This window comes from Rheinheimera sp. ATLC3, from assembly GCF_059429535.1.
Map to the genome: position 1 here is coordinate 3,158,177 of NZ_CM182103.1, position 26,664 is coordinate 3,184,840.

General features: G+C 47.3%; 27 protein-coding genes. 19 read left to right on the plus strand and 8 right to left on the minus strand.

The window, feature by feature from the left end; all coding sequences use genetic code 11:
* The first annotated feature begins 5 nt into the window (after positions 1-5).
* The gene (locus AC5SV9_RS14575) at positions 6-878 is read left to right on the plus strand and encodes a Dam family site-specific DNA-(adenine-N6)-methyltransferase (RefSeq protein ID WP_475151134.1); all 873 of its coding nucleotides are present in this window, start codon (positions 6-8) and stop codon (positions 876-878) included.
* On the opposite strand, the gene AC5SV9_RS14580 is transcribed toward AC5SV9_RS14575, so the two are convergent.
* The 3 genes from AC5SV9_RS14580 to AC5SV9_RS14590 form a co-directional block, all read right to left on the minus strand.
* Positions 823-1,017: a DUF2970 domain-containing protein gene (locus tag AC5SV9_RS14580; protein ID WP_495473517.1), complete on the minus strand. Its 195-nt coding sequence runs from the start codon at positions 1,015-1,017 to the stop codon at positions 823-825. The two genes, AC5SV9_RS14575 and AC5SV9_RS14580, sit on opposite strands and share 56 nt — an antisense overlap.
* A complete protein-coding gene (locus AC5SV9_RS14585) occupies positions 1,017-1,268 on the minus strand; it encodes a hypothetical protein (protein WP_475151131.1) in 252 nt (83 codons plus the stop codon). Before AC5SV9_RS14585 ends, AC5SV9_RS14580 begins: the two co-directional genes overlap by 1 nt.
* A gap of 116 nt (positions 1,269-1,384) precedes the next feature.
* Complete coding sequence (locus AC5SV9_RS14590; RefSeq protein WP_134052001.1) at positions 1,385-2,065, minus strand: TorF family putative porin; 681 nt, start codon at positions 2,063-2,065, stop codon at positions 1,385-1,387.
* A gap of 233 nt (positions 2,066-2,298) precedes the next feature.
* Here AC5SV9_RS14590 and rpe point away from each other — a divergent pair, with 233 nt between their 5' ends.
* The 10 genes from rpe to speD all read left to right on the plus strand — a co-directional run bounded on the left by rpe (position 2,299) and on the right by speD (position 11,858).
* Complete coding sequence (gene rpe, locus AC5SV9_RS14595; protein ID WP_475151129.1) at positions 2,299-2,973, plus strand: ribulose-phosphate 3-epimerase; 675 nt, start codon at positions 2,299-2,301, stop codon at positions 2,971-2,973.
* A 102-nt stretch (positions 2,974-3,075) separates the two neighbouring features.
* Entirely contained in the window at positions 3,076-4,080 is a 1,005-nt protein-coding gene (gene trpS, locus AC5SV9_RS14600) for a tryptophan--tRNA ligase (RefSeq protein WP_475151127.1), read from the plus strand.
* A 9-nt stretch (positions 4,081-4,089) separates the two neighbouring features.
* Positions 4,090-4,671: an anthranilate synthase component II gene (locus tag AC5SV9_RS14605; RefSeq protein WP_475151125.1), complete on the plus strand. Its 582-nt coding sequence runs from the start codon at positions 4,090-4,092 to the stop codon at positions 4,669-4,671.
* Positions 4,672-4,753: 82 nt separating this feature from the next.
* Positions 4,754-5,884 (plus strand): HDOD domain-containing protein, encoded by a 1,131-nt coding sequence (locus AC5SV9_RS14610; RefSeq protein ID WP_475151123.1) that lies wholly within the window; start codon positions 4,754-4,756, stop codon positions 5,882-5,884.
* Positions 5,885-6,189: 305 nt separating this feature from the next.
* A complete protein-coding gene (locus AC5SV9_RS14615) occupies positions 6,190-7,407 on the plus strand; it encodes an aspartate aminotransferase family protein (protein WP_475151120.1) in 1,218 nt (405 codons plus the stop codon).
* A gap of 94 nt (positions 7,408-7,501) precedes the next feature.
* Entirely contained in the window at positions 7,502-8,518 is a 1,017-nt protein-coding gene (gene astA, locus AC5SV9_RS14620; protein ID WP_475151118.1) for an arginine N-succinyltransferase, read from the plus strand.
* A 31-nt stretch (positions 8,519-8,549) separates the two neighbouring features.
* Positions 8,550-10,019 carry a succinylglutamate-semialdehyde dehydrogenase gene (gene astD / locus AC5SV9_RS14625; RefSeq protein WP_475151117.1) on the plus strand — a complete coding sequence of 490 codons (1,470 nt, stop codon included), beginning with the start codon at positions 8,550-8,552 and terminating at the stop codon, positions 10,017-10,019.
* Positions 10,020-10,137: 118 nt separating this feature from the next.
* Positions 10,138-10,485 carry a DUF3802 family protein gene (locus tag AC5SV9_RS14630; protein ID WP_475151115.1) on the plus strand — a complete coding sequence of 116 codons (348 nt, stop codon included), beginning with the start codon at positions 10,138-10,140 and terminating at the stop codon, positions 10,483-10,485.
* An 83-nt stretch (positions 10,486-10,568) separates the two neighbouring features.
* Entirely contained in the window at positions 10,569-11,000 is a 432-nt protein-coding gene (locus AC5SV9_RS14635; RefSeq protein WP_475151414.1) for an OsmC family protein, read from the plus strand.
* A 51-nt stretch (positions 11,001-11,051) separates the two neighbouring features.
* A complete protein-coding gene (gene speD / locus AC5SV9_RS14640) occupies positions 11,052-11,858 on the plus strand; it encodes an adenosylmethionine decarboxylase (RefSeq protein ID WP_134051985.1) in 807 nt (268 codons plus the stop codon).
* 22 nt (positions 11,859-11,880) lie between these two features.
* Here speD and AC5SV9_RS14645 read toward each other — a convergent pair whose 3' ends face one another.
* A complete protein-coding gene (locus AC5SV9_RS14645) occupies positions 11,881-13,083 on the minus strand; it encodes an EAL and HDOD domain-containing protein (protein ID WP_475151114.1) in 1,203 nt (400 codons plus the stop codon).
* A gap of 173 nt (positions 13,084-13,256) precedes the next feature.
* Between AC5SV9_RS14645 and dusA the strand changes: the two genes are divergently transcribed.
* From dusA to AC5SV9_RS14680, 7 genes are all read left to right on the plus strand, one after another.
* On the plus strand, positions 13,257-14,270 hold the full coding sequence (gene dusA / locus AC5SV9_RS14650) for a tRNA dihydrouridine(20/20a) synthase DusA (RefSeq protein ID WP_495473518.1): 1,014 nt from the start codon (positions 13,257-13,259) through the stop codon (positions 14,268-14,270).
* Between the two features lie 177 nt (positions 14,271-14,447).
* On the plus strand, positions 14,448-14,714 hold the full coding sequence (locus AC5SV9_RS14655; RefSeq protein WP_475151110.1) for a hypothetical protein: 267 nt from the start codon (positions 14,448-14,450) through the stop codon (positions 14,712-14,714).
* 260 nt (positions 14,715-14,974) lie between these two features.
* The gene (locus AC5SV9_RS14660) at positions 14,975-15,172 is read left to right on the plus strand and encodes a PspC domain-containing protein (protein WP_134051977.1); all 198 of its coding nucleotides are present in this window, start codon (positions 14,975-14,977) and stop codon (positions 15,170-15,172) included.
* Between the two features lie 80 nt (positions 15,173-15,252).
* Positions 15,253-15,681 carry a copper chaperone PCu(A)C gene (locus AC5SV9_RS14665; RefSeq protein WP_475151107.1) on the plus strand — a complete coding sequence of 143 codons (429 nt, stop codon included), beginning with the start codon at positions 15,253-15,255 and terminating at the stop codon, positions 15,679-15,681.
* A 9-nt stretch (positions 15,682-15,690) separates the two neighbouring features.
* Positions 15,691-16,668: a DUF2333 family protein gene (locus AC5SV9_RS14670; RefSeq protein WP_475151105.1), complete on the plus strand. Its 978-nt coding sequence runs from the start codon at positions 15,691-15,693 to the stop codon at positions 16,666-16,668.
* Between the two features lie 5 nt (positions 16,669-16,673).
* Complete coding sequence (locus AC5SV9_RS14675; RefSeq protein ID WP_475151102.1) at positions 16,674-17,435, plus strand: TIGR04219 family outer membrane beta-barrel protein; 762 nt, start codon at positions 16,674-16,676, stop codon at positions 17,433-17,435.
* Positions 17,436-17,554: 119 nt separating this feature from the next.
* Positions 17,555-19,717: a response regulator gene (locus AC5SV9_RS14680; RefSeq protein WP_495473519.1), complete on the plus strand. Its 2,163-nt coding sequence runs from the start codon at positions 17,555-17,557 to the stop codon at positions 19,715-19,717.
* On the opposite strand, the gene AC5SV9_RS14685 is transcribed toward AC5SV9_RS14680, so the two are convergent.
* Positions 19,688-20,581 (minus strand): TIGR03899 family protein, encoded by an 894-nt coding sequence (locus AC5SV9_RS14685; RefSeq protein WP_475151098.1) that lies wholly within the window; start codon positions 20,579-20,581, stop codon positions 19,688-19,690. The two genes, AC5SV9_RS14680 and AC5SV9_RS14685, sit on opposite strands and share 30 nt — an antisense overlap.
* Before the next feature lie 161 nt (positions 20,582-20,742).
* On the opposite strand from AC5SV9_RS14685, the gene AC5SV9_RS14690 reads away from it, so the two are divergent.
* Positions 20,743-22,965 carry a two-component system response regulator gene (locus AC5SV9_RS14690; protein ID WP_475151097.1) on the plus strand — a complete coding sequence of 741 codons (2,223 nt, stop codon included), beginning with the start codon at positions 20,743-20,745 and terminating at the stop codon, positions 22,963-22,965.
* A 36-nt stretch (positions 22,966-23,001) separates the two neighbouring features.
* On the opposite strand, the gene AC5SV9_RS14695 is transcribed toward AC5SV9_RS14690, so the two are convergent.
* The 3 genes from AC5SV9_RS14695 to gpmM form a co-directional block, all read right to left on the minus strand.
* Positions 23,002-23,778, minus strand: a complete 777-nt coding sequence (locus AC5SV9_RS14695; protein ID WP_230818653.1) for a divergent polysaccharide deacetylase family protein — start codon at positions 23,776-23,778, stop codon at positions 23,002-23,004.
* Between the two features lie 89 nt (positions 23,779-23,867).
* On the minus strand, positions 23,868-25,013 hold the full coding sequence (locus AC5SV9_RS14700) for a murein hydrolase activator EnvC family protein (RefSeq protein WP_475151093.1): 1,146 nt from the start codon (positions 25,011-25,013) through the stop codon (positions 23,868-23,870).
* A 2-nt stretch (positions 25,014-25,015) separates the two neighbouring features.
* Entirely contained in the window at positions 25,016-26,560 is a 1,545-nt protein-coding gene (gene gpmM / locus AC5SV9_RS14705) for a 2,3-bisphosphoglycerate-independent phosphoglycerate mutase (protein ID WP_475151091.1), read from the minus strand.
* Positions 26,561-26,664 lie beyond the last annotated feature (104 nt).

The window sequence follows — 26,664 nt, forward strand, 5'->3', positions numbered from 1 at the left end:
TTAGGATGGCAACTGGACAGAAGTGTCGTGCCTTTTTGAAGTGGGCAGGCGGCAAATATAATCTGGTACAAGCGATATCGGCTCACCTGCCGGGCAGTTCCGTATTAATAGAGCCTTTTGTTGGAGCCGGTTCAGTGTTTCTAAACACTGATTATCCCCGTTATCATTTAAACGACATCAATGCAGATCTGATTGGCCTGTACCAGCTGTTGAAAACAGAGCACAATCGTTTTATTGCTGACGCCAGAAGTTTGTTTTCGGCACAGACTAACCAACGCGACGCGTATCTGCAGTTGCGTCAGCAGTTTAACCAGAGTTCCGACAATTATGAACGGGCTTTATTGTTCCTATATTTGAATCGGCATGGCTATAACGGTCTGTGCCGCTACAATTTGTCGGGAAAATTTAATGTTCCGTTCGGCAGTTATAAAAAGCCTTATTTCCCAGAAGCAGAATTATTGTTTTTTGCTGAAAAAGCACAGAAAGCTGAGTTTAGTTGTATGAGTTACCAGGAAGTTATGTTGCAGGCTAAAGCTGGCGATGTAATTTACTGTGATCCACCTTATGTGCCTCTTAGCAAAACGGCTAGTTTTACCAGTTACGCCAGCCAGGGATTCGATTTGAACGATCAGGCTCAGCTGGCAAATCTGGCAGAGCAGGCGCAAAACCGCGGCGTGGCTGTGGTTATCAGTAATCACGATACTACCTGGACCAGAAAAATATATCAGCAAGCGATACTACACAGTGTGCAGGTTGGCCGGTCTATCAGCCAGAAAGGGTCAAGCAGAGGCAAGGTTGCTGAGTTGTTTGCAGTTTACCAGGCTATGCCAGTGCCCAGGTTACAACAGCTAGCAGTAACGCCACAAAAAGCAGGGTGAAGATTACACCAGCTATAATAAAGGGTAATGGCGAAGTGGCAGAAAAGTCGCGCTGACGCTGTTGCTCTGACTGTACACCCACCATAGCGCCTAACACTGCTTTAATGACTTGTATCAGACCAGGCTTATGCTCAGGCATTAGCTTTTTTGCGTTGGAGATAGTCTGCTTAGCAGTTCAAGCAGATCAATAAAATGGAACTGAGTAGAACGGCTTTTGCCCTGAAACCAACTGTACCAGTTTTGCTGGCCAGAACTTATACATTCCTGTATTGATGCCGTTTCAGCATGACACTGACTACCGTGCAATGCGGAGGGTAAGACAAAACAAATGGTACCGGCGGTGAAACCAGCTGAAATAAATACTGCTTTTAATAGCTTGGTAAATTTCATGTTAAATCCATTTGTTTTTTAAAACGCTTAAATAGTAAAACAATCAGCTTGTTGATACAAGCTGATTGTTTATTAAACAGATAAAAATGTTCTAGCCGGTACAAAAGCTCTTTAGATCAGAAACTTTTTGAAATAGAAAAGATAACGCGACTATCTGCCAGATAAGAACCGTCGATATCGGTATCTACATAGGCAAGACTTAAGCCGGCGCCTAGAACTTCAGTACTGACACCTACACTCCAGTCCAGATAACTGGCGCTGCTGTCATCATATTCATTCTGACCAACATGCAGATCAAGGCTTAGATTATCCATTAACGCATAGCTGTAGTTTGCATAAATATAAAAGAAGTCTCCGCTGTTGGCATAGTAATCATCGCTGTATGCCAGGCCGAAAGTGAGGTCTTTGTATGACAATGAACCATACACTTCCCAAAAGTTCGAACCATCGATTTCAGTGTTGGGGTAACCATAACGCATAATACCGACATCGGTTGACCAGTCTTCGTTGATAGAACCGCTCCAACCCAGCAGAACATCCAGCTCCAGGGTGCCTTCAGCAAGAAAATCTACGTTAGAACCCCATACCGAAAGATAAAAGCCTGACTCATCGGTCAATGACAAACCGCCTTGCAGCGCAGGTGCTTCTTCTGTTTGAGAAATACCGCGGAATGCATAATCTGAGGTAATCGTTATGTCTCCGCCCAGTTCAATGGCACTCGCAGTAAAACTGCTGACTGACAGTCCAAGTAAAAACATACTACTTACTAACGTTTTCATTTTTGTTGATGTTTTCATTTTATTTGCCTTTTTCTCTGTTCCCTGTCGATCGTATTCCAAGATATATGCCAGCTGAAATACTATAGATTAATCATTTACTTATGATTATTGACTACGTTCGTTACAAATAGGTTGGGCTGAGTTGGTGCGGTTTTGCTCGTTTTTTGTGCAGGGGGCGCAACTAGTGTCTCCGTGCTTTTTTATGACAAATTCAGTACAGTCTGCAGCTGGCTAACTATAGGAAAGACGCTATGCAACCGTATCTAATTGCCCCTTCGATTCTGTCTGCTGATTTCGCCCGGCTGGGAGAAGATGTTGCCGCAGTTATACAGGCTGGTGGTGATGTAGTGCACTTTGATGTCATGGATAACCACTATGTGCCTAACCTGACCATGGGGCCTATGGTATGCCAGGCACTGCGAAACTATGGCATATCAGCACCAATAGACGTACACCTGATGGTGGAGCCGGTGGATACGCTGGTGCCACAATTTGCTGCGGCCGGAGCGAATATCATTAGTTTTCATCCGGAGGCTTCGCGCCATGTTGACCGAACTTTACAGCTTATCAGACAACATGGGTGTCAGGCTGGTCTGGTGTTTAATCCGGCAACGCCACTTAGCTATCTGGACTATGTACTGGACAAAGTTGATGTAGTGCTGTTGATGTCGGTCAATCCTGGTTTTGGCGGGCAAAAGTTTATTGCACAGACTCTCGATAAAATTGCCGCAGCACGCAGCATTATTGACCGGAGTGGCTTTTCTATCAGACTGGAAGTCGATGGTGGTATTACTGCTGATAATATTGCAGATATTGCCGCCGCGGGGGCTGATATGTTTGTTGCTGGCTCAGCCATATTCAATGCTGATAATTATTCGGTTGCAATAGATGACATGCGGCAGCAACTGGCAAAAGTCGTCCGCTGAGCTGCTTTTTTACTGTTGCAAAAGAATGATGTGGTTATAATGCAGCACTTATTCCCGGCTGCTGCCGGCTAATCGATATAAATGTCTTAAATGGATACAACTATGAGCAACAAGCCAATTGTACTAAGTGGCGCACAGCCGTCCGGCCAACTGACGATAGGAAATTATCTGGGCGCTTTGCGGCAGTGGGACAAAATGCAGGATGACTATGATTGCTTATATTGTATCGTTGATTTGCATGCCATTACGGTGCGCCAGGATCCGGCTGCGCTGCGCTCAGCGTCACTGGATAGCCTGGCACTGTATTTAGCTTGTGGTATCGATCCTAACCGCTCAGCAGTATTTATGCAGTCTCATGTGCCGGAGCACAGCCAACTGGCCTGGGTGCTGAACTGTTACACCCAGTTTGGTGAGCTCAGCCGGATGACGCAGTTTAAAGATAAGTCCGAGCGTCATACGCATAATGTTAATGCGGGTTTGTTTACTTATCCGGTGTTAATGGCGGCAGATATTTTACTGTATCAGGCGAATCAGATCCCGGTTGGGCATGATCAAAAACAACATCTTGAATTAGCCCGTGATGTGGCCATGCGTTTTAATGCACTGCATGGCGATATTTTCACAGTACCAGAGCCGTTTATTCCACCAGTAGCCGCGCGGGTGATGAGCTTGCAGGACCCGACCAAGAAAATGTCAAAGTCGGATGAAAACCCGTGGAACTTCGTCGGCTTGTTGGAAGATCCGAAGATGATCAGCAAGAAGTTTAAAAAGGCGATGACAGATTCCGAAGATCCACCAAGGGTACGTTTTGACCTGGATGCGAAACCGGGTGTAGCCAATCTGCTTAGCATTTTAAGCGGTGTAACCGGCAAAACTATTGCCGCATTGGAAGCTGAGTATGAAGGAAAGATGTACGGCCATCTAAAAGGTGATGTCGCCGATGCGGTAATTGCTTTACTGGAGCCGGTGCAAAAAACCTTTGCAGAATTACGTGCCGATCAGACGACCTTAACCACGGTTATGCGCGCTGGTGCGGATAAAGCCCGTAGCCGCGCGGCAGCCACGTTGGCACGTGTTAATGAAGCTGTGGGTTTTGTTCTGCCTTGATAAAATATCATGTTGTTATTGATTGATAATTACGATTCTTTTACCTACAACCTGATGCAGTACTTTGCTGCATTAGGGCAGCAGGTTATGGTGAGGCGCAATGACGATATCAGCATTGCACAGATAAAAGCATTAGCTCCGCAATATCTGGTTATTTCTCCGGGCCCCAAGACACCTGACGCCGCCGGTATATCACTGGATGCGATTGAACAGTTTGCCGGTAAATTACCTATTTTGGGTGTTTGTTTGGGGCATCAGGCTATTGCACAAGTGTTTGGCGCAAAAGTTGTACCTTCCAACAAGGTTATGCACGGTAAGAATAGCCTGATAAGGCACAACAATACGTCAGTATTTCAGGGGCTTGCCAACCCGTTGGATGTGACCCGTTACCACTCTTTGGTTGCCGAGCGTCACTCTATACCTGCAGAGCTTGAAATGACGGCTTGGACGGTCGCGGATGATAACCCTGATGAAGTGATGGGGCTGAAACACCGGACCATGGCGTTGCACGGTGTACAATTTCACCCGGAAGCTATTCTCAGCCAGCAGGGCAAACAATTGCTGGCAAATTTTCTGCACTTTGCTAACTGACGTCATGCTGTTATTGACTGCATGTGCAAGGCACCGCAGTATGACGCTGTATTTGGTAATAAACTAACGGAACTAACTGAACGTGATACCTTCTTCAATGCCAGTCACTGATAGCCTCGTGCAACGCTTTTTCGATCAGCTCATTGGCGTTAACCCGGAAAAAAAGCGGCTGGGGTACCAGATCCGGGCGGGCCAGCCGCAATCCGGGCGTACCTTATTGGACATTGAGGCTCAGGCCCAAAAGCAGCGTATGGCAGGTGCTCAGGCCAAAGCACAGTTTACTGAATTTGCCCAGGCTCATTTGCACGACGAAGTATCAGACGAGTTGGTGCGCCGTTTACATAATATTGAACATGTAATGGCGTCGTTGTTTGACCCGACAGATGCATATTATCAGGTGTTGGATGTACTAAGCGGCAAAGCAGTCACAGTAAATAAACTGGATTCTCTGGTGAGTCGGGTGCCATGGTTAGTTGAAGATTTGCTGCGCTTGGTTAATCAGCCTCAGTACCGTAACCGCACGTCGTCAGGCGCAATGGTGAAGGATATTAAAACAGCATTGCGCTTTCTCGGTGTTGAAAGTTTGCAGCTTATTTTACCGGTGTATGCCATGAAACGTATGATGCCGCACTCTACTGACCCTTTTACCGGCCTGAAAAGCCGGTTATGGGATTATTCACTTGCGGTGGCGATTGCTGCTAAGCGGCTGGCAGAAGACAGCCCGGAGCATCCTTATAGCGCTTTTTGCGTTGGGTTGTTTCATACACTGGGACATGCGGTTGTGACCCGTAATTACTTACGCACCTACCAGCAGGTCAGGCAGCAGCAGTTATTGCACGCTCGTGAAAGTCGGGATGTACAGCTGACCGATGCCCTTGACAGTCTCGAACCGGATGGCAGTTTTTTGTCTGAAAGCTTCCATGAGTTTGCTGCGGTACTTAGCGCGGACATCACTTCGCGTTGGCAGCTCGACACGTTGCCGCTTTGCCAGACCCTGGATCAGCTGGCAGAAGGGGCCGGTTTTGCTGGTAGTAGTCCGCTGGCGCGTCTGGTGCAACAGGCTCAGGTTTACGTGCAATGCCGTGATTTAAAACAGCGCCAGCAAGTCAGTGAGGATGAAGCTAAAGTCTGGTTTGCTAGTGTGCAGCTTAGTTCCGACAGTATTCAGATACTCAGACAGACTAATCTGAAACGGCTGGGCGTTGAAATTTAATAAAAAAATCTGTGCCATAAACATGCAACTGTCAGTGTTAACCAGTTAATCATCATTTTACGGCTAAATGTCGGGTGAGGTATCACTTCAGAGAGGCTTGGCAAAAAGCTGGAGTGTATTGTTGCTGCGTACTTATTCAATTCACATGCAAATCTATCTGTAGCCCTTGTTTTTTCAGGCTTTGGGCACTTTTTATCCGCAAGACAACATCAATTTAATCTGCAATAATGCTGTTCACTTAGGTTTAATAAACAGCTGATGATTCAGTTTAGAACAATATCCCAGGCGGGGAAGAGGAGTGAAAAATGACCGGTGAGCTACAGGTAAATCGCGCTTTATTTGATGAGGTAATGGTTCCTAATTACGCCCCTGCAGGGGTTATCCCGGTTAAAGGTAAAGGCTCCCGTGTATGGGATCAGCAAGGCCGTGAATATGTTGATTTTGCCGGTGGCATTGCAGTGAGCAGCCTCGGGCATTGCCATCCGGCTCTTGTCGGTGCATTAACGTCTCAGGCCGGCAAGCTGTGGCATTTAAGTAACGTCATGACGAATGAGCCAGCGCTGCGCCTGGCAAAAAAGCTGGTTGATGCAACGTTTGCTGAAAAGGTCTATTTTGCCAACTCGGGGGCAGAGGCCAATGAAGCTGCATTTAAACTGGCCCGGCGTTGGGCGCTGGAGCAATATAGTGCAGAAAAAGACCAGATCATTTCGTTTGGTAAAAGCTTTCATGGCCGCACGTTTTTCACCGTCACAGTCGGCGGGCAAGCTGCGTATTCAGACGGTTTTGGCCCTAAACCCGGTGCTGTACTACATGCAGAGTTTAATAATCTGGATAGTGTCAAGGCGCTGATGTCAGATAAAACTTGTGCCGTGGTATTGGAACCTATTCAGGGGGAAGGCGGTATTATTCCCGCGACAAAAGAGTTTATTGAAGGGGTACGCGCACTTTGCGACCAGCACAAGGCGCTGCTGATAATGGATGAGGTGCAGACGGGTGTTGGCCGCACGGGTAAGTTGTATGCCTATATGCATTATGGTGTCACGCCCGATATTCTGACGACAGCAAAATCGCTTGGTGGTGGTTTTCCTGTCGGCGCCATGTTGACCACTACAGATATTGCTAAGCATCTTAAGGTTGGCACCCATGGCAGTACTTATGGGGGAAACCCTCTGGCCTGTGCGGTAGCAGAGGCGGTAATTGATACTGTTAATCAGCCGGAAGTTTTGGCTAAGGTGCTACAAAGTGAAAAGTTATTCCGACAGCATCTGGCGGCAATAAACGAGAAATACCAGGTGTTTAGTGAAATTCGCGGCCAGGGGATGCTGCTTGGTGCTGTGCTGAACGACAAGTTCAAAGGCCGTTCACGTGAGTTTTTCCTGGCATCAGCGGATCAGGGGCTGATGGCGCTGGTCGCTGGCCCGGATGTAGTGCGCTTTGCACCGTCTCTGGTTATTACAGAGGCTGATATTGCTGAAGGCATGCAACGTTTTGAGCAAGCGGTAAAACAGGTCGCTGCTGCGTGATTTAACAGAAGTTAAGCAGCGTTAAGACTGCATAAAATGAAGCTACGGGGCGAAAGCCCCGAAAAACTATAAAGCAAAAATGGAGTAAGCGACGATGATGGTGATTCGCCCAATCCGTGCGGATGATTACCCGGCGCTGTATGATATTGCAGTGGAGTCAGGCCACGGTTTTACTTCACTGCCGGTAAACGATGAGCTGCTGATGCGAAAAATCAGTCGCTCAGAGCAGTCATTCAGTAAGAATGTCAGCGGTCCCGGTGATGAGGGTTACTTATTTGTTCTTGAGGACACCGAAACCGGCGAAATTTGTGGTACCAGTGCCCTGGAAGCAGCGGTAGGTCTGGATGACGCTTTTTATCATTATCATTTGGGCAAGGTTGTTCACAGTTCACGTTCCCTTGGTGTGTACAAAACAGTAGACATTCTGACGCTGTGCAATGATTACACTGGTGTTAGTGAATTATGTACATTGTTCCTGCGTGAAAAGCGCCGGGAAAAAAACAATGGCCGCTTGCTGTCAAAAATGCGTTTTTTGTTTTTAGCAGAATTCTCACAGCGTTTTTCTGAGCGGATCATTGCCGAAATGCGTGGCGTATCAAATACCGATGGCAGTTCGCCATTCTGGCAGTGGTTGCAGGAACACTTCTTCAGCGTCGATTTTCCTACCGCAGATTATCTGACTGGCATTGGCCAGAAGGTATTCATCGCGGAGCTGATGCCGAAGTACCCTATTTATGTTAGTTTGCTGAGCAAACAGGCACAGGCCGTTATTGGTCAGGTACACGAAAAAACAAAACCTGCGTTGGCCTTGTTACAGGCTGAGGGTTTTTCCAGCCGGGGATATGTTGACATTTTTGATGCCGGCCCGACGGTTGAAGCGCGGGTAGAGCATATTCGCTCAGTGCGAAACAGCAAGCGTTTACAAGTGCTTATCGGTGAAGTGAAACCAGGCCAACCTTATATGATTAGTAATACGCAACTTGAAGGCTTCCGGGCAACCTGGCTGGAGCTGGATATTAACGAACATAGCGAGCACGTCACTTTACCTGCTGCAGTTGCTGCTGCACTGGATGTTAATGCGGGTGACTGGGTGAGGGTGAGCCGTATTTGAGCGGTCAGCCAGGGTTTAACAGGGGTATATAATGAAACACGCGGAACAGTTTATTAATGGTCAATGGGTACACGGAGATGGCGCGCAATTTAACTCCCTTGACCCGGCAAAAAATGTACAGATTTGGCAGGGTAATGCGGCGACCGTGCAGCAGGTTGAGCAGGCCGTCGAGAGTGCGCGTCAGGCTCAGTACCACTGGGCCGGCTTGAGCTTTGAGCAGCGCGTTGACGTGGTTAAAAAGTTCGCCGGGTTGTTAAGTGACAATAAAGAAGCCATGGCACTGTCAATTGCACAGGAAACCGGTAAAGCACTGTGGGAAGCCCGCACGGAAGTGGCGGCTATGGTTGGCAAAATAGATATATCTGTACGGGCTTATCAGGAAAGAACAGGTAATAAAGAGAATCCGATGCCACAAGGCCGGGCTTTTATCCGCCACAAGCCACACGGCGTAGTGGCCGTTTTCGGGCCTTATAATTTTCCTGGCCACCTGCCTAACGGTCACATAGTACCCGCCTTACTGGCAGGTAATGCTGTGTTGTTTAAACCTTCAGAGCTGACACCTAAAGTGGCTGAAGATACAGTGAAGCTGTGGCAGCAGGCCGGTATTCCTGCCGGCGTGTTAAGTTTGTTACAAGGTGAAGTTGACACCGGTAAAGCCATTGCAGGCCATGACGGAATTGACGGTATTTTCTTTACCGGTAGCTCCCGCACCGGACATTATCTGCACCAGCAGTTTGCTGGCCGGCCTGATAAAATCCTGGCGCTGGAAATGGGCGGTAACAACCCACTGCTGGTACAAGATGTCAGTAACATTGATGCAGCTGTACACGATATCGTGCAATCAGCGTTTATCTCTGCTGGTCAGCGCTGCACTTGCGCACGCAAACTTTATTTGCCTGTTGGTGAGCAGGGCGACGCTATTCTGGCGCGGTTACTGGAAGTGAGCCGTAATATTAAAGTGGGAGTGTATGACGCGCAGGAGCAACCTTTCATGGGTTCTATGATTTCTGTCGCCGCAGCCAACGCCATGTTGTCAGTGCAGCAGCAATTGGTTTCGCTTGGTGGCAAGGTGCTGCTGGAAATGCAACAGCCCAATCCGGAAACTGCGATGGTGACGCCTGGCATTATAGAATGTACAGCAGTAAAAGATTTTCCGGACGATGAACACTTTGGCCCACTATTGAAGGTTTTCCGTTTTAGTGACTTTGATCAGGCTATCGACAGTGCTAACAGTACTAAGTTTGGTTTGTCTGCGGGCTTGCTCAGTGACAGTGCAGAGTTGTATCAGCATTTCTTCCGACGCATTCGTGCTGGTATTGTTAACTGGAATAGACCTATTACCGGAGCCAGCTCTGCCGCACCTTTTGGTGGTATAGGTGCCAGCGGCAACCACAGAGCAAGCGCATATTATGCTGCCGATTATTGTGCGTATCCGGTTGCTTCAGTCGAACTGGAGCAGGTGGTGATGCCGGAGCAATTGTCGCCCGGGTTAAGTTTCTAAGCAGACTCAAAATAAATCTTATCGGGGCTTTCGCCCCGATTTGTTTTCTGAGCTGCTTTTTGCTTAAATAACTAAAACTTATTGGTGTTCCTACCAGCAGCCAGGTGTAAAACAACTTATGGTCACAGACAAACCCGGATATGAGCATTTGATCCAGTTTCTGACAGAGCATTTATCGTTGTTTGAGCAAAGCGGTAGTGGGGAAACGGATAAGACGATAGGTGTGATACTCGAAGAATCTATTGCCGAACAGATCATTAATCTTTGTACGCAGCACACTGAGCTGGAAATGAATCACCGCAGTATGATTATCCGCGAAGTTGATGGCATCATGTATGACTTTCAGGAGGTATTGTCGGGCGTGCTGGAAAAAAAAGCTACAGTCCAACAAGCTGAACTCATCAACGAAATTTCGCTATTAATCAAAAACCTGTTTGATAACGCCATCGCCGATTTACTCGATTAACCACGATACATCAGCAAATTTGCTAGATACCTGCCTCGCTTTTACGTAGAATGTCGGCCTTATTTTTCTGGCCGGGGGCTATGATGGAAGCGAAAGTCAAGTGGCACGACAATAATACCTTTATCGGTCATTCTGGTAGCGGGCACGCTGTCGTTTTTGACGGTAATAAAGATGACAGTGTTGCGCCCAGCCCAATGGAAATGGTGTTAATGGCTGCCGGTGCCTGTTCCTCAGTGGATGTGGTCAGTATTTTACAAAAAGCCCGGCAGCAGGTAGTTGATTGTGAAGTGCAATTGCGTGCGGAGCGTGCTGAAACCATACCCAAAGTGTTTACCAAGTTGCACCTGCATTTTGAGGTAACTGGCTTTGGCGTCAGTGAAAAACAGGTCGAACGTGCGGTTCAGCTATCTGCAGAAAAGTACTGTTCGGTATCTATCATGTTATCTGGCAGTGTTGCGGTGACGCATTCTTTTAGTGTGAAAGAATCAGCGCTAAAACCAGCAGCACAGCAATAGTTGTTATTTAGTTTACAACCGGCAAGCGGTTTTTTGCGGAGACAATGTTAAGTGGTTAAACCTTTTGAAAAATTGAAACTACACGGGTTCAATAACCTGACGAAAAGCCTGAGTTTCAGTCTTTATGACATTTGCTATGCTAAAACTGAACAGCACCGGCAAGAGTACATTGAATACATTGATGAACAATATAATGCAGACCGCCTGACGGACATTCTGACTGAGGTGACCGATATTATCGGCGCTAACATTTTGAATGTGGCTCGACAGGATTATGATCCGCAGGGTGCGAGCGTAACAATACTGGTTAGTGAAGAGCCGGTATTGGTTGATCCGGATAACTCTGAAAACCCGGGGCCGCGTCCAGATGCTGTTGTTGCGCATCTGGATAAAAGTCATATCTGTGTACACACCTACCCTGAAGTGCATCCACATGATGGCATCTGTACTTTCCGGGCTGATATCGAGGTATCAACCTGCGGTATTATATCGCCCCTGAAAGCACTGAACTTTTTGATCCACAGTTTTGAGTCTGACATTGTTACTATCGATTATCGGGTAAGGGGCTTTACCCGCGATATCAGCGGTACCAAGCATTATATCGATCATCCTATTACGTCGATACAGAACTTTATGGATGACGATACCAAGCGAGCGTTCCAGATGATCGACGTTAACGTTTATCAGGAAAACCTTTTCCATACCAAGATGATGCTTAAGGAAGCCGATCTGAATAACTATCTTTTCGGTATGGGCACGGATTCGATGACGGCTGAAGAGCAGAAAACGATCAGTAAAAAAGTGTTCCGCGAAATGCGTGAGATTTTTTACGGTCGCAATCTGCCTGATATGAAGTAAATTGTGTTTATGGGCAGCTGTTTTAAGGCAGCTGCTCTTCTGCCCACTGCACCGCCGAGTTATAGCACTGGGCGATCGAAATTTCCTGAGTCGTTGTTAGTGGAATACAGTCCTGCCAGTTGCCTTTTTCATAGTTATTAACCATCGTAAGAAAATTAGCCAATAGCCCGCAATTGTCATTCAGGGCTTGCAGTATTTCGTCAGACAGCGGCAGCTTGGCGGTGATCTTTGCCATAGGCATATCGAAAATGGCATCTAGTAGTGACAGTATGCCTGTTAGAAATGCAGCGTCGCTCAGTTGCGGGTAAGCGTTAATACACAGTAGCTCGCAAAACCTGCCGCGTACCAGCGACAATCTGGCCAGCTCCAGTGGTTTGTCTTCACTCATTTGTGTGACAAATAGCAATGACATAAATTTATAAAGCTCTTTTTTGCCGAGTAAGACGACCGCTTTCTTAATTGAATCAATAGGTTTTACCCGTTTAAACTTTGCTGAATTCGCGTAATGCAGCAGCCGGAAAGCCAGTTTGATATCATGCTCAAGAATTTTTGTTACTTTGTCAAAGTCAGGTTCTGGTACCATCAGTGTCTGCATTAGCTGCAGTACAACCAGCTGCGGAGCAGAGAAAGCTCGGCTTTTCAGAACTTCAGGTCTGGCAAAAAAGTAGCCCTGAAAATAACTAAAACCCAGTGCTTTATAGTGTTGAAACTGTTCATGGGTTTCAACCCGCTCAGCAAGCAGTTTAATCTTTGGATAAGGCTGTATGGCTTTTATCAGCTCGGCGATATGTACGTCACTGATTTGCTGAATATCTACCTTTATAATGGCGATGTACGGAAAAAAATTTACCCAGTCCGGGTGTGGGATATAATCGTCCAGCGCAATCTGATAGCCCTGTTTATGCAACTCAATACACTCTGCCAGCAGTTTTTTACCAGGGCGTAGCGTTTCCAATACTTCAATTACCAACGTTTCTGTAGGTAGTAAACTTGGATATTTTTTTACCAGGCTGTCGAAAGTGAAGTTGATAAAGCACTTTTTACCGGCTGTCAGGTCTTCTACTACCCCGCCGATGAAACTGCCATCAATTAACCGGCTTGTCGCTTCATTAGGGCACACCTCCGGAAAGACGTTTTCCTGGCTATCACGAAACAGTAGTTCATAGGCGAACAGCGTGTTATCAGCATTGAAAATCGGTTGTCTCGCAACGTAAAAGTCCCGCATTCAGGCCTCACATATTTTGTCTTGTCTGGCACTAATTAAAGCAGAGATTTCTTATATAACATTAAAACAATATGCAATGAGCCTGATCATACTGAATAAGCTGATATAATGCCGACTTGGTAAGTCGACGTTGTATATCATGGACGGTAGGGGCTGAGCTCAGATGCCGTTAGATGCTAAAGGTAATAATAGATTTGAATAATACAGTGCTGGACCACAAATTTTCGATTGCGCCGATGCTGGATTGGACTGACAAGCACTGCCGTTATTTCCATCGCTTGCTGACTCAGCATGCAGTGCTCTATACCGAGATGGTCACAACCGGTGCGATCTTGCACGGCAGTGGCGATTATCTTGATTTTAATCAGGAAGAGCATCCCGTTGTACTGCAGTTGGGAGGCTCTGATCCTCTGCAAATGGCGCAATGCGCCAAACTGGCAGAGCAACGTGGTTACGATGCAGTCAATATTAATGTTGGCTGCCCGTCAGATAGGGTACAAAACGGTATGTTTGGCGCTTGCCTGATGGCCCAGCCTGCGCTGGTAGCCGACTGCATTAAAGCGATGCAAGATGCAGTCAGTATTCCTGTTACGGTGAAAACCCGTATTGGTATTGACGACTCTGATGATTACCAATTTTTACAGGACTTTGTGCAGGCCGTAGCGGATGCCGGTTGTACACAGTTGATTGTGCATGCCCGCAAAGCCTGGTTAAAAGGGTTGAGCCCAAAAGAAAACCGGGAAGTGCCGCCGCTTAACTATCAGCGGGTACACCAGCTAAAACGTGAATTTCCACAACTGGATATTAGTTTAAACGGTGGTGTTAAAAGCCTGCAGCAGGCAAAAGAGCAATTAAATTATTTGGATGGCGTGATGGTTGGGCGTGAAGCATATAGCAATCCCATGCTGTTAAGCGAAGTTGATCATTTAATTTATGCGCAAACAACAGTATCACGTACGGCTCAGCAGGTGGTAACCGAAATGCTGCCGTACATTGAACGGCAGATGACGCAGGGCACGCGGTTATGGCATATCGTACGTCACATGCTTGGTCTATTTCAGGGGATGCCCGGTGCCCGGCAATGGCGGCGTCTGCTCAGCGAGCAAGGCCACTTACCTGATGCTAAACCTGAACTACTGTTGCAGGCAATGGCAAATATTCAGCCAGTTGATAAATTGACCATTTGATTAGTTAATTTCACTATTTTTTAGTTTTTGTAAGGGCGAACACGGTTAACTGTGTTCGCCTTTTTTTGATTTTTTTATATTTATCAACACCATACGCTTTTGATTCTAAATGGCATAGCACTTGTAATAGGTTTAGCGACGTTGTAGTACAGACTAACTAACTTCAAGGATATGATCATGAAAACACTTACTGCATTTGTTGTAACTGCTGGCCTGATTGCCGGTTTACATACCACCGCTGTTAACGCAGATGAATTAGCCGCACAACTACGCTCAGATGCGCAAACCCAGTTGGCTGTTTTAGCTGAACTCAATCAAATACATGCCAGAGAGGCGTTGCAGAAAACCGTCATTGACCTGATTGCCAAACAGACTGCGCAGCAGGATGTTGCAGCTTTAATAGCATTTCGGCCAACCTCACAGCTTGTTCGCGAGGCGGAGTAAATGATGTTTGTGTCTTCAGCCTGGTTGTTGCTGGCGTATCTGAGCCCGGTACTGAGTATGGTGCCAGTGATGTTGATATGGCAATGCCTCAGCCCGCGGGTGGCAATGTGGCAGAAATAACGTTTCAGACATAAAACGGGGAAAAGTTTTTATGAGCTGGGTAGGTAGCGAAATTTTGGCATTTTCAGTATTCAGTATGCTGATACTGATAGTAAAGCAATACGTTTGTAAACATGACAACAGAGCAGGAGATTAGATTTATGGCCACTTATGACACCGATCGTTGGTACTGTGCACGGGCATACCGCAAAATCTCTGGGGTATGTGCAGGTCTTGCCGGTTACTATCAGCAGCCACGTTGGCTGGTTCGTTTACTGGCAGTGATTTTGCTACTGATGTTTCCGTTGGCGGTGATAGTCGCCTACTTGGTTGCGGCTGCCGTTCTGCCAGATCGTTAAGCTGACACCTGTAAAGTTACAGGCTGTGAACCAGATGAAACTGGTGTAAGATAACGCTGTGACTTTAAAGGAGAAACAGAATGAAATGGTTTTTTACTGCTTTAATGCTGCTAAGTGCGCAGCTATTTGCAGCTCAGGCTGTAGTAACCTTGGATAATGGGCAAATCCGTTTGCCAATGCCCGGACGCTCTGTCAGCGCGGGGTATTTCACGCTAAAAAACAGTTCTGAGCAGCAAATGGTACTGACGGCGGTAAGTAGCGATGTGTTTAAGCGTATTGAATTACATCAGCATAGCCATAAGGATGGCATGATGCGGATGGAGCAAATCGAGCAAATCGTTATCGCACCAGGAGAAAGCACTGAGCTTGCCCCGGGTGGTTTACATTTGATGCTGTTTGAACCGACAACAGCGCTTCAGGTTGGTCAATCGGTAGAGCTGATATTACACTTTGCTGATGGGCAGCAGCTGGCAGCATCACTGCCTGTCGTGGCGATGCCAAAACGCTAAGGGGCAAAGATGTTAAATACAAAGTGGATTAGCTCATTATTGGGCCTGGTGCTATTTGTTATGTATCTGACGGGCTGGTGGGTTAGCCGTGAGCCCGATCTGCTGGTCGCCGAGATAAAACAGAGCCGGCAGCAGCTTGGAGATGCCGCTATCGTCGGTTACAGTACAACGACGGCATTAATCCGGGTAAGTGAAACCTTGCTGGACAAAAGCGGCGGTTATTTAGCCAATGATATTATGCCCCCCTTTGTGATGCTGGATAACATGCCGGCATGGGAGTTGGGGGTGCTGGAAATGTCACGTGATTTAGCGCTGGCACTTCGCAAAGACTTTAGCCGATCGCAGTCTCAGTCTACCGAAAACACTTATCTGAAAGTTGCCCAGCCGATGTTCAACATTGACCATCGTAGCTGGGCAATCCCTAGCGCCGAATCTGAATACCGTAAAGCGATAGCACAGTTATATCTGTACCGTGCTGAACTTATGGACCCGGCAAAACCTGACAGCCAGTTTTATGCCAGAGCAGATAACCTGAGGGACTGGCTCAAGGCTGTAGAAAAAAGGCTGGGCAGTTATTCGCAGCGTTTAAGTGCCAGTGTGGGACAGGATAGGGTAAACACTGACCTGGCAGGTGATGCTTCCGCCCGGCAGTCAACTGATTCGCCTGGCAGTAAAGTGATAAAAACCAGCTGGTGGAAGCTTGATGATGAATTTTACGAGGCAAGAGGTGCCAGTTGGGCATTACTGCATTTTCTCAAAGCAGTTGAGGCTGACTTCGCCGATGTGTTGAAACGAAAAAATGCGATGATTAGTTTGCGGCAAATCATCCGCGAACTGGAAGCAACGCAGCAGGCCGTCTGGAGCCCTATGGTGCTCAATGGCAGTGGGTTTGGTTTAATGGCGAATCATAGTCTGGTTATGGCAAATTATATTTCGCGGGCAAACGCAGCATTGATAGATCTGTCAGAATTATTAACTCAAGGGTAAAACGCATGAAAAAAACAGCATTGTTGTTATCGCTAAGCTGCGCAATATTAAGTAGCGCAGCTCAAGCTGATACTTTGCTTGGCCTCTATTTAGGTGCAGATGGTTGGCGCACCTCCGTCGACGGAAGTTTTGCTAATACTGATCAGCTGCAGGCATTCAATTTTGATGATAAAACGCAGACGTCATATTACGTGGCGTTGGAGCATCCGTTACCACTAATCCCGAATATTCGCATACAGCGTAATAAGCTGGAGTCATCGGGTAGTACTTTGCTAGGCGATGACTTTAGTTTTGATGGCAGTGTTTTTACAAATGGCACTCAGGTGCAGAATCAGACCGATATTACCAGCACTGACTATGTTCTGTATTACGAAGTTCTGGACAATGAATTATTTAGCGTGGATCTTGGCATCAATGGCAAATATCTGGACGGTAGTATAGCGGTGTCAGAGGCGGCTATCGCCGATGGTATTGCTGTTCAGCACGACTTTTCTCAGTGGGTACCTATGTTGTATGGCGCTGTACGAGTCGGGTTACCACTTACTGGCTTTGATGTATTTGCTCAGGGTAGCTTTGTTTCTTATGACGGTAGTCAGTTATATGATGCTCAGGCGGGTATTGCATATGCACTGCTGGACAATCTGGCAGTCGATATGACACTGAAACTAGGGTACCGCCAGGTAGACTTGCAAATGGATGATGTTGACAACGTGTATACCGATCTTAGTTTCAAAGGCCTTTTTGCCGGCGTCGAAGTCCATTTTTAATGTTGTCTTGCGATGCCGTTGCTGGCATCGCCATTAATGTTATTCCTCTGTTGTATCCTTGTTAGCCGGATAGAATAGCTTTATAGTTACCGTACCTTTAAATCAGTCTGGGCTCGCTTTTGACAAACTATTTCAGGCAGTTAACGTTGCCATGGCTGATAGCAGTGATAGTGATGATGGCGTTCAGTGCTATTTGGTTCCACCTTGAGTCAAAAGCACAGCAACGTATTCAGATTGAACAGACCGCAACCATGTTGCAATTTAGCGTTCGGCCTATACTAAAAGATAAAGATACCGACGTTTTAAAAGCACAGCTAAACAACATACGCTTAACCAGCGTAGTGCCTTTAGCTGCTATAGCGGTTTATTCCCAACAACACCGCTTGTTGGTTGTTGCCGGCGCGGCAGAGCTGGTAGCTGAAGGCAAGCCGGAGAACGCGGTAACCAGTTACACCGCACAAGTGCAGACTGACGGGATATTGGTATATCAGCCGTTAACTGCTGATAGCAGCATGCAAGTTGCGGCGGAACAGCAATATTACATGGCGCTGCTGTTCACGCCTGTTAATGGTATCAGTGAATGGTTTTTACCCGCAGTAATAGTGGGGCTGATTGGTATTGTTGTGCTGATGATATTGCATAATAATCTACAGCATGTTGCACAGCGGCAGCATACAGATGTCAGCTTGCTGACACATAAGCTGAATCAGCTACGTCATGGTCAGTTAAATGTCAGTATTACCGAAGAGCTGGTGCCAGAGCTGCAGCCTCTTAAAGCGGCATTGAATGAACTTACACACTATTTGACAGAAAATGCCAACCAGCTCGGAACAGAGCTACAGCAAATGCAGCAGAAGACAGCACAGCAATTACAGCAGTTGTCGGAATTGCAGCAACAGTACAATAAGTCTGAGTTACGCCACACGCAGTTCGCCCAACTGGTACAAAGCCGCCTGACTAATTTACATCAGATGCAACAGCAGCAGACAGAGCTTGAAGAAACCGAATTTTTATCTGCGATGGAGGCTCAGATAGCGTTGCTGAAGCTGGAGCTTGGTGGCGCTGACGATGTGCCAGCTTCGCTTAATTTAACCCAGTGGTTTTCAGAACAGCTTCCACAGATACGGCAGTATTTTAAAAACAAAGATATTGAATTGCAGGTGTTTGAGGGCGGCGATAATATCTGCCATGAGGTTTGTTTGCCAGCGCAGCAACTGTCGTTATTATTGCACACAATAATGCAGGTTGGCGGGCGGGTGGGCGCTGTCTCTGAACTCACCTTGCGACTGGCGTTGAATGTACGTCCGTCAGAGACCAATCTTCAAATCAGTGTCACAGGAAATGGTGATGGCATTCCACCTCGGGTAAAGCAGCTTTTAAACAGCGACGACACCAGAACATTACAGTGGCATGAGAGTGATATTGGCATTCTGCTGGTATTAAAACGCTGTTTGCAGGGCGTTTTAACTGTACAGTCACTCGACGGGCTTGGCTGCACCGTAACACTGACATTACCTGTGGCAGAGTGTTTGCCGCTTGTGGCGCCCAGAAAGATGCCTCATCTACTGCTATTTGACAGTCAGTCAAATAGCTTGACTGAGCGTAGCCAGGTGCTAAACACACTGACAGATTACCTGGCTAAGTGCTCAGATCTGAACGAGCTGGCAAGAAAAAGTAAGCAGTTTGCCTACGATGTGGCGATAGTGATGTTACCCGAGCCGGCAGATTTAGCTAGCTGGTGCAGCGAAATACAACACTTAAAGGCGCGAAGCAGGGTGCTGTGTTATGCAGCAAAAAGTCAGCAGGCGGTGTGGCAGGAGGCACTCCAGTATACCGTACATGAAATGCCTTTTTGCCTGAACGATATGTTATCTGAGGCACCGGCGCAGGCTGAACTACCGCAGTTGCTGGTTGTTGATGATAACGCAACTAACCTGGCTTTTATTCAGGTACTGCTAAAGGATCAGCCGGTAAAATTGCATACTGCAACCTGTGGTGTCGAAGCGTTGAAGTTGTGCCAGCAGCAGACTTTTGATGTGGTTTTACTGGATATTCAGCTGCCTGACATCGCAGGCACTGAAGTGGCCAGGAGATTACGTCAGTTAACGGAGTATCAGCATATACCTATTCTGGCGTTTACTGCGCATGCCCTTGATGAAGAAGTCAGTAGCTTCCTCAGTGCAGGAATGAATGACGTCATCTTTAAACCATTTGAAGCTGCTAAGCTGGATATCATTCTGCGCTGGTGCTCTTCAGCCAAAGCTGATCACATCAGCCAGTAATAGTTTCAGTGCGTCCAGATATTGCTGGTTTGGCTGGGTGCTGAGCAGAGGCAGCAACTCAGCACCGCTGGCTGTGTACTTGTAATACTGCAGCACAACATTTTTGCTGGTTATACTTCCGTTTACACTCAGTTGTTGATATTGCCAGTTTATTTGGTGACCCGCCGGCAATTCTCCGCTTTCTATTTCTGAGCTATGTAACAAACCAATGTCTACCAGGCTGAGTATTTGAGTGTAACTTAGCCCAAACTGGCTTAGATTCAGCACTGCCCTGTTGCGGCCTGTCAGGACCCGCCACAGTGAAGGCCGGTGGATGTAGCCAAAGTATATCCTTGCTGTAGGGTCCTGGCGCGGGCGGCAGCTCAAATTTGCCGCCTGCTGCAGTGCCATTGCTTCTTTGTAGCTCATACGCTTTAGTGTGTGTAACGTTTTAAGAGAAAATTTTCCGGGCGTGGCGATTTCACCGGCCAAAATTTTTGCCCACAGTTGTTGCATACTGTGATTGGAAATATCCAGAATTAGCTCACAAAACTGTTGAAACCAGTCTGGATCAATATCCTGCGCAGAAACGTGCTCCGGGCAGTACTCAAGTGCCAGCGCCATGACCCGCTCAAGGTTGTGTTGCTGACGTTCACGCTGCATCTGTAAACGTCGTTCTGCCCGCTGAGCCAGCGTTAATCCAGCTTGACCTGATGCAGCACCTGAGCGGGCGGCTAACTGTTGGTGCTTGTCTGCGAAGTGACCCTGCTGCTGATTGGTATTGCTAGCGGGAGCATTGTCAGCAGGCATGACACCGGAGCCAAACTGATTTCTGGCAAGTTGCAGTAATCGTTGCTGGCCACTTAATGAGTGAATCTTGGTCATGGGGTGCATTGCCAGTTGTAATGAATGCCGTTATCTTGGCATCTGATAAAATTTGCGGCAAGTCGGCCGATAACCTTTGCGCAAAATAAAATCTGTTATAACTTACTCTTATACATATTAAGCATGTATATTTAAACGGAAACATTTAATAAGGCTGAGCGATGGTGTCAAAGGAAACAGATGAGGATTTTCTGTTTTTAGCAGAAGACGAGCCAGTAGGACCCGCTAAGGAAAACACGCTTGGAGAATGGCACCTGCTTATCGTTGATGACGATGAAGAGATCCATACCGTAACCAAGCTGGCGCTTAATGATCTGACTGTGATGGGGAAACAATTAGTATTCCACCATGCATATTCAGGCAAAGAAGCGGTAGAGTTTTTGCGGCAAAACCCACAAACAGCCTTAGTTCTGCTTGATGTTGTGATGGAGTCTGATGACGCCGGACTGAAAGTAGTGCAGCAGATCCGTGATGAGCTCGGTATGGATGAACTGAGGATTGTCCTGAGGACAGGACAACCAGGATATGCTCCCGAAGAGAGTGTCATCAAAGAGTACGACATCAACGATTACAAAACTAAAACTGAGCTGACCCGCAGTAAACTGGTCACATCGATTATTGCCTCCTTACGCTCTTATCAGCAAATCCGCACCATCAATCAAAGCAGGCGAGGTTTGCAGAAAATAATTAATGCCGGCGCGAACTTGCTTGAACAACACTCCTTGCATGAGTTTTCAGAAGGCGTTGTTACGCAAATCTCATCGTTGATCGGGTTGCATGCAGAAGGGGTGTTGTGTGCACAGATAGAAGACGATGGCAGTACCAGTGAGAATATTTATGTGCTTGGCGCGGCCGGGCACTATGCACCTTATATTAAATGTCAGTTAGAACGACTTGACAATCAGCGTATTGTCAGTCAGATCACGCAGTGTTTGCATACCAGAGAGCATCAGTTTACCGATTTGGATACTGTGCTGTATCTGGGCAATGACACACATAGCGCAGCGGTGTACATAGAAACAAACCGACCAATAGAAGCGTTGGACCGCCAACTTATAGAAGTATTTCTTAGCAATATCTCAATCGGATATGAAAACGTCACGTTATTTCAGCAGCTTAAGCATGCTGCCTATATAGATCCGTTAACCAAAACGCCGAATCGTAATGAATTCATCCAGATCTTACAGGATACGCGGCGCTACGAAGCCGAGCATAACGTCGCGGTACTTATTGATATTGATCACTTTTCTGACGTAAATGATGGCTTAGGGCAGGATGTCGGCAATGAACTGCTGATCGCTGTCACCATGCGCCTGATTGAACATTTTGGTATATCGGCGCAGCTGGGGCGTATTGGCGCTGACGTTTTTGGCTTGGTCGGGCCGGAGAGCGAGCTGACGCCAGAGCGCTTACAAGCTGTGTTTGAAGAGCCCTTTCATGCTTCTGAGCATGCGCTGCAGGTGAATGCAACCTTTGGTCTGTGTCGCCTGACTGACACAGCGGAGCAGGGGCTGACGATTCTTAAACATGTTTATATCGCACTTAATAAAGCGAAAAAGCAGCTAAGCCAGAACTACCAGTACTATAAAGCTGATATGGAAGATGAAATGTCAGAGCGGCTTGCAATGTTACGCATGCTGCGACAGGACTTTTCTCATGACCGCCTCGAGCTGTGGTATCAACCCCAGATATCTCTGGCTGACAAGCGCGTTGTCGGGATGGAAGCGTTATTACGCTGGCCACTTGGTAACGGGCAGTTTGTCTCGCCTGCAGTTTTTATACCCTTGGCTGAATATTCCGGCCTGATTGTTGAGATTGGCAGCTGGGTGCTGGAGCAGGCCTGCTTGCAGATTAAAAAATTAGAGAAACAGGGCTTCAGTGGTTTAAGGGTGGCAGTTAACGTGTCTATGCCACAGTTCAGGAATCATGGCTTTGTGCAATCAGTGATTGATTGTGTGCGGCAACATCAGATTAGCCCGCAACTATTGGAGCTGGAAATTACAGAATCTGTTGTAATGGACGAGCCAAAGATAGTTATCGAAGCCCTGCATAAGCTGAAAAGCTTTGGTATTAAGGTTGCTATCGATGATTTTGGTATTGGCTTCTCCTCTCTGAGTTATCTGCAGCAATTGCCGCTGGACAGGATAAAAGTCGATCGGGCATTTATACGTGACATTGATAAAGCCGCGGGTGAGGTGATAGCAGAAACTATCATCAACCTCGGGAAACGACTGCATTTATCGACCATAGCAGAAGGGGTTGAAAACGAAGCTCAGGAGTTAGCTGTGAAAGCCATGGGCTGCGACGAAGTGCAGGGCTTTCTGTATGCTAAACCTATGCCGCAAGCAGAGCTGTTAAAGTATTTACAGCAGGCTTCTGCATAACACATCAACTCGCCCGGCACAGTGGCTTTGCATGTTTTATTCTTGTGGAGCCGACACTGCCGGGGCGGTAAAACCTGCAGCTACAACATCATGGTTTTGTGGCAGCAGCTCAGTGATACCTACTAGAGCGATACCTTGTTGCTGCAACTTAGGCAGGTACTTATATAGAAACTTATAGGTTTCCGGGTAGGGGTGAGCTATGGCAATGGCGGTTTTGCGTTTTCGCGCAATGCGTAGCAAGGTGTCGAGCTGTTTGCTCATTGCCGCTTCCGTTTGTTCGTTATCCAAAAATACCTGGCGGCTCAAGTTAGTCACACCAAATTGTCTGGCATACTTGCCTGCTTTGCTATGCGCCGTGGTTAAGCTATCAACAAAAAACAAATGCCTTTTGCTCAGGTATTCCATTGTCCATGCCATGGGCTCTTCCTGCTCAGTGTAAAAGCTACCCATATGGTTATTGATACCTATAGCATAAGGAATGTCGGCCAACGCAAGCTGCAACGTTAGTTGTACCTGTTGTTTTGACATATCACCGGTTAAAGCGCCTGGGCCTGGTGCTTTACCATTGCTGGCCTGCATTGGCATATGTAACATCACATCGCGCTGCAACTGAAAAGCATGACGTGCAGCGCGATTGCCATAAGGGGTATGAGGCAGCACGGCAAAAGTTAGTGCAAAAGGTAAGTCGATAAGTTTCAGATCTGATTTCTGGTAACCAATATCATCAATAATGATAGCGATACGTGGTTTGTCCTCACTGGCCAGCAAATTAACGCTGGTCAGCAGCAGACTTAGTATAAGTATTATCCGCACGTTTTTATTATTCTCTTTTATAGCGCTTAAGCACTGAGTAAATCAGTTGCTAAAAGTATAAACATAACAGTTTATGTCCGATATGCTTTTTAGCGTTTGTTCTGCATTAACCACTGCATGGGGTTAACGGCTTCGCCTTTTTCTCTGATTTCAAAATACAGCCCGGCGGACGCCTGGCCGCCACTCATACCCGCCAATGCAATCGTTTCCCCCGCGTTGATACGGGCTCCGGGTTGTTTAAGCAGGTTTTGATTGTGTCCATACAGGCTCATAAAACCTGCACCATGATCCAGTACAATAACCCAGCCATAGCCCTTAAGCCAATCAGCATAAATAACCTGGCCATCCGCAATAGCTTTTACTGCGTCGCCTTCACTACCCTGAATTAAGATGCCGCGTGATGATATTCCACCCTGGCGGCTTTGTCCGAAACGCTGCATCAGGCTGCCATTTAAAGGCCAAATCAAATGACCTTTTTGTTTAGCAAGGCCGCCCAGCTCACGGGCTTGCTCGGCCAGTTTTCGCAGGTTATCTAGCGTAGTTTGTAAACTTGCTTCGTTCTGGCGCAGGTAGTCGAGCTGACGGCCTTGCTGTTTTAACGTATCTTGTAACCGCGCTACTGCTTGCTGTTGTTCGGCTTTTGCCTGAACCAACAACTGCTGCTGCTGCTGTAATTTTTTTAAAGTCGCAGCCAGTTGCTGCTGCTTTTCTGTCAGCTCACTCAGCACTTGTTGTAACTGGGTAATGGTTTGATTCAATGCCGCAAGCTGACGTAATCTGGCCCGGTTGAAGTACTGATAATAACTTAGCACCCGTTCCAGCTTTGCCGCATCTTGCTGATTCAGCAGCATTTTGCTGTAATCGTGTTGCCCCAGGCTATAGGCGCTTTTCAGTTGTGACGCCAGCAGACTTTGTTGCTGTTGCAGCGTTTGTTCCAGTGTTGTTTGCTCTTGCAATAACTGCTGCTCTCTGGCTGCAAGCTGTTGCCTTTCCTGTTCAGTGGCGCGGGTTGCTGCTGACGCTTCTGCCAGTTCGCGGTCAGAGCGTTGCAGTTTTTGTTCTGCTTGCTCAAGTTGCTGCTGCTGTTGCTTAACTTGTTGTTCTGTCAGCTGGATTTGTTGTTTTAGCTCTGCCAGTTCCTGTTCCTGCTGTTGCTGAGCAGAGGCGGAAGATACACAGAGCAGCAGCAAGCATAACGCTGACTGCTGCAGTTTTTTACGAGACAACAGCTGCATTGTTATTTGGGCTGCATCAGAATTTTACCGGTCATCTCGGTTGGGATAGGCATGTCCATCAGGTGAAGCATAGTTGGTGCAATATCACTTAGCACACCGCCTTCGGTAACACTGGCCTGCCGGCCAACATATATCAAAGGAACCGGCCCGCTGGTATGGGCGGTATGGGCCTGACCGGAGTCGGTATCCAGCATCATCTCAGCGTTACCATGATCTGCCGTGATTAGGCACTCTCCACCAACTTGCTGTAGCGCGTCAATGACACGGCCAATACAATGATCAACGGCTTCGACAGCTTTAATGGCGGCACTCATCACGCCGGTGTGACCTACCATGTCACCGTTCGGGTAGTTACAAATAATCACATCAAAATCAGCGCTTTGTATCGCGTTAACCAACTTGTCAGTCAGCTCAGCTGAGCTCATTTCCGGCTGCAGGTCGTAGGTAGCCACCTTCGGTGAGTCAATTAAAATTCGTTGCTCGCCATCAAACAGTTCTTCACGACCGCCACTGAAGAAAAAGGTGACATGGGCATATTTCTCGGTCTCAGAGATACGCAATTGTGTTTTGTGATGCTTTGCCAGCCATTCACCCAACACGTTGTTCAGGCTCTCTGGCGGGTAAGCACAAGGTGCTTTTATATCAGCCGCATATTCTGTCAGCATGACAAAGCTGCTAAGGGCCGGGCGATGCTGGCGTGCAAAGCCACTAAACTCGCTGTCAACAAAAGCTCGGCTAAACTGGCGTGCTCTGTCTGCACGGAAGTTCATAAAAATCAGCGCATCGCCATCTTGCATCTGCACCGGTTTGTTGTGTTCAGACAGTATGGCAGTTGCTTTAACAAACTCATCATTTTCATCGCGCTGATACGCCATCTCCAGCGCCTGCAATGCATCTTGGGCCTGGAATTCAGCTTTACCCTGAGTTAGTAAGTCATATGCCTGTTGCACCCGATCCCAGCGTTTGTCCCTGTCCATTGCAAAGTAACGGCCGACAACAGATGCTATCTGGCCGCTACCTGTTTGCTTAAAGTGCGCCTGAATTTTTTCCAGTGAATTTTTAGCGCTGCGCGGTGGTGTATCGCGTCCATCGAGGAAAGCGTGCAGGTATATAGGGCTGGCGCCTTGCTGCTCTGCCAGTTTGATCATGGCCAATATATGGTCTTCATGGCTATGTACACCGCCTGGCGACAACAGGCCCATAATGTGTACCGCTTTTTGTTGTTGTTTGGCTTTATCTACTGCATTGACGAGTACAGGATTGGTAAAGAAGTCACCGTCATCGATCGCTTTGGTGATACGGGTAAAATCCTGATATACGATGCGCCCTGATCCCAGGTTAACATGACCCACCTCAGAATTGCCCATCTGGCCATCTGGCAAGCCCACATCAAGGCCTGAGCCTGAGATCAGAGTATGCGGATAGTCGCGCCATAGTCTGTCCATTACCGGCGTATTGGCCTGAGCAATAGCATTATTATCTTTTTCTTCCCGGTAGCCCCAGCCATCAAGAATTAACAATACCAAAGGTTTTTTGCGACTGGTCATGTGAGCTCCGTGTTTTAAGCGAGAAGGAGGAAAATGCAAGCAGCTATCTTACCGAAATTTGTGCAATTCTCCAGCCCTGATATTCATAGCTGCCAAGCACAGGG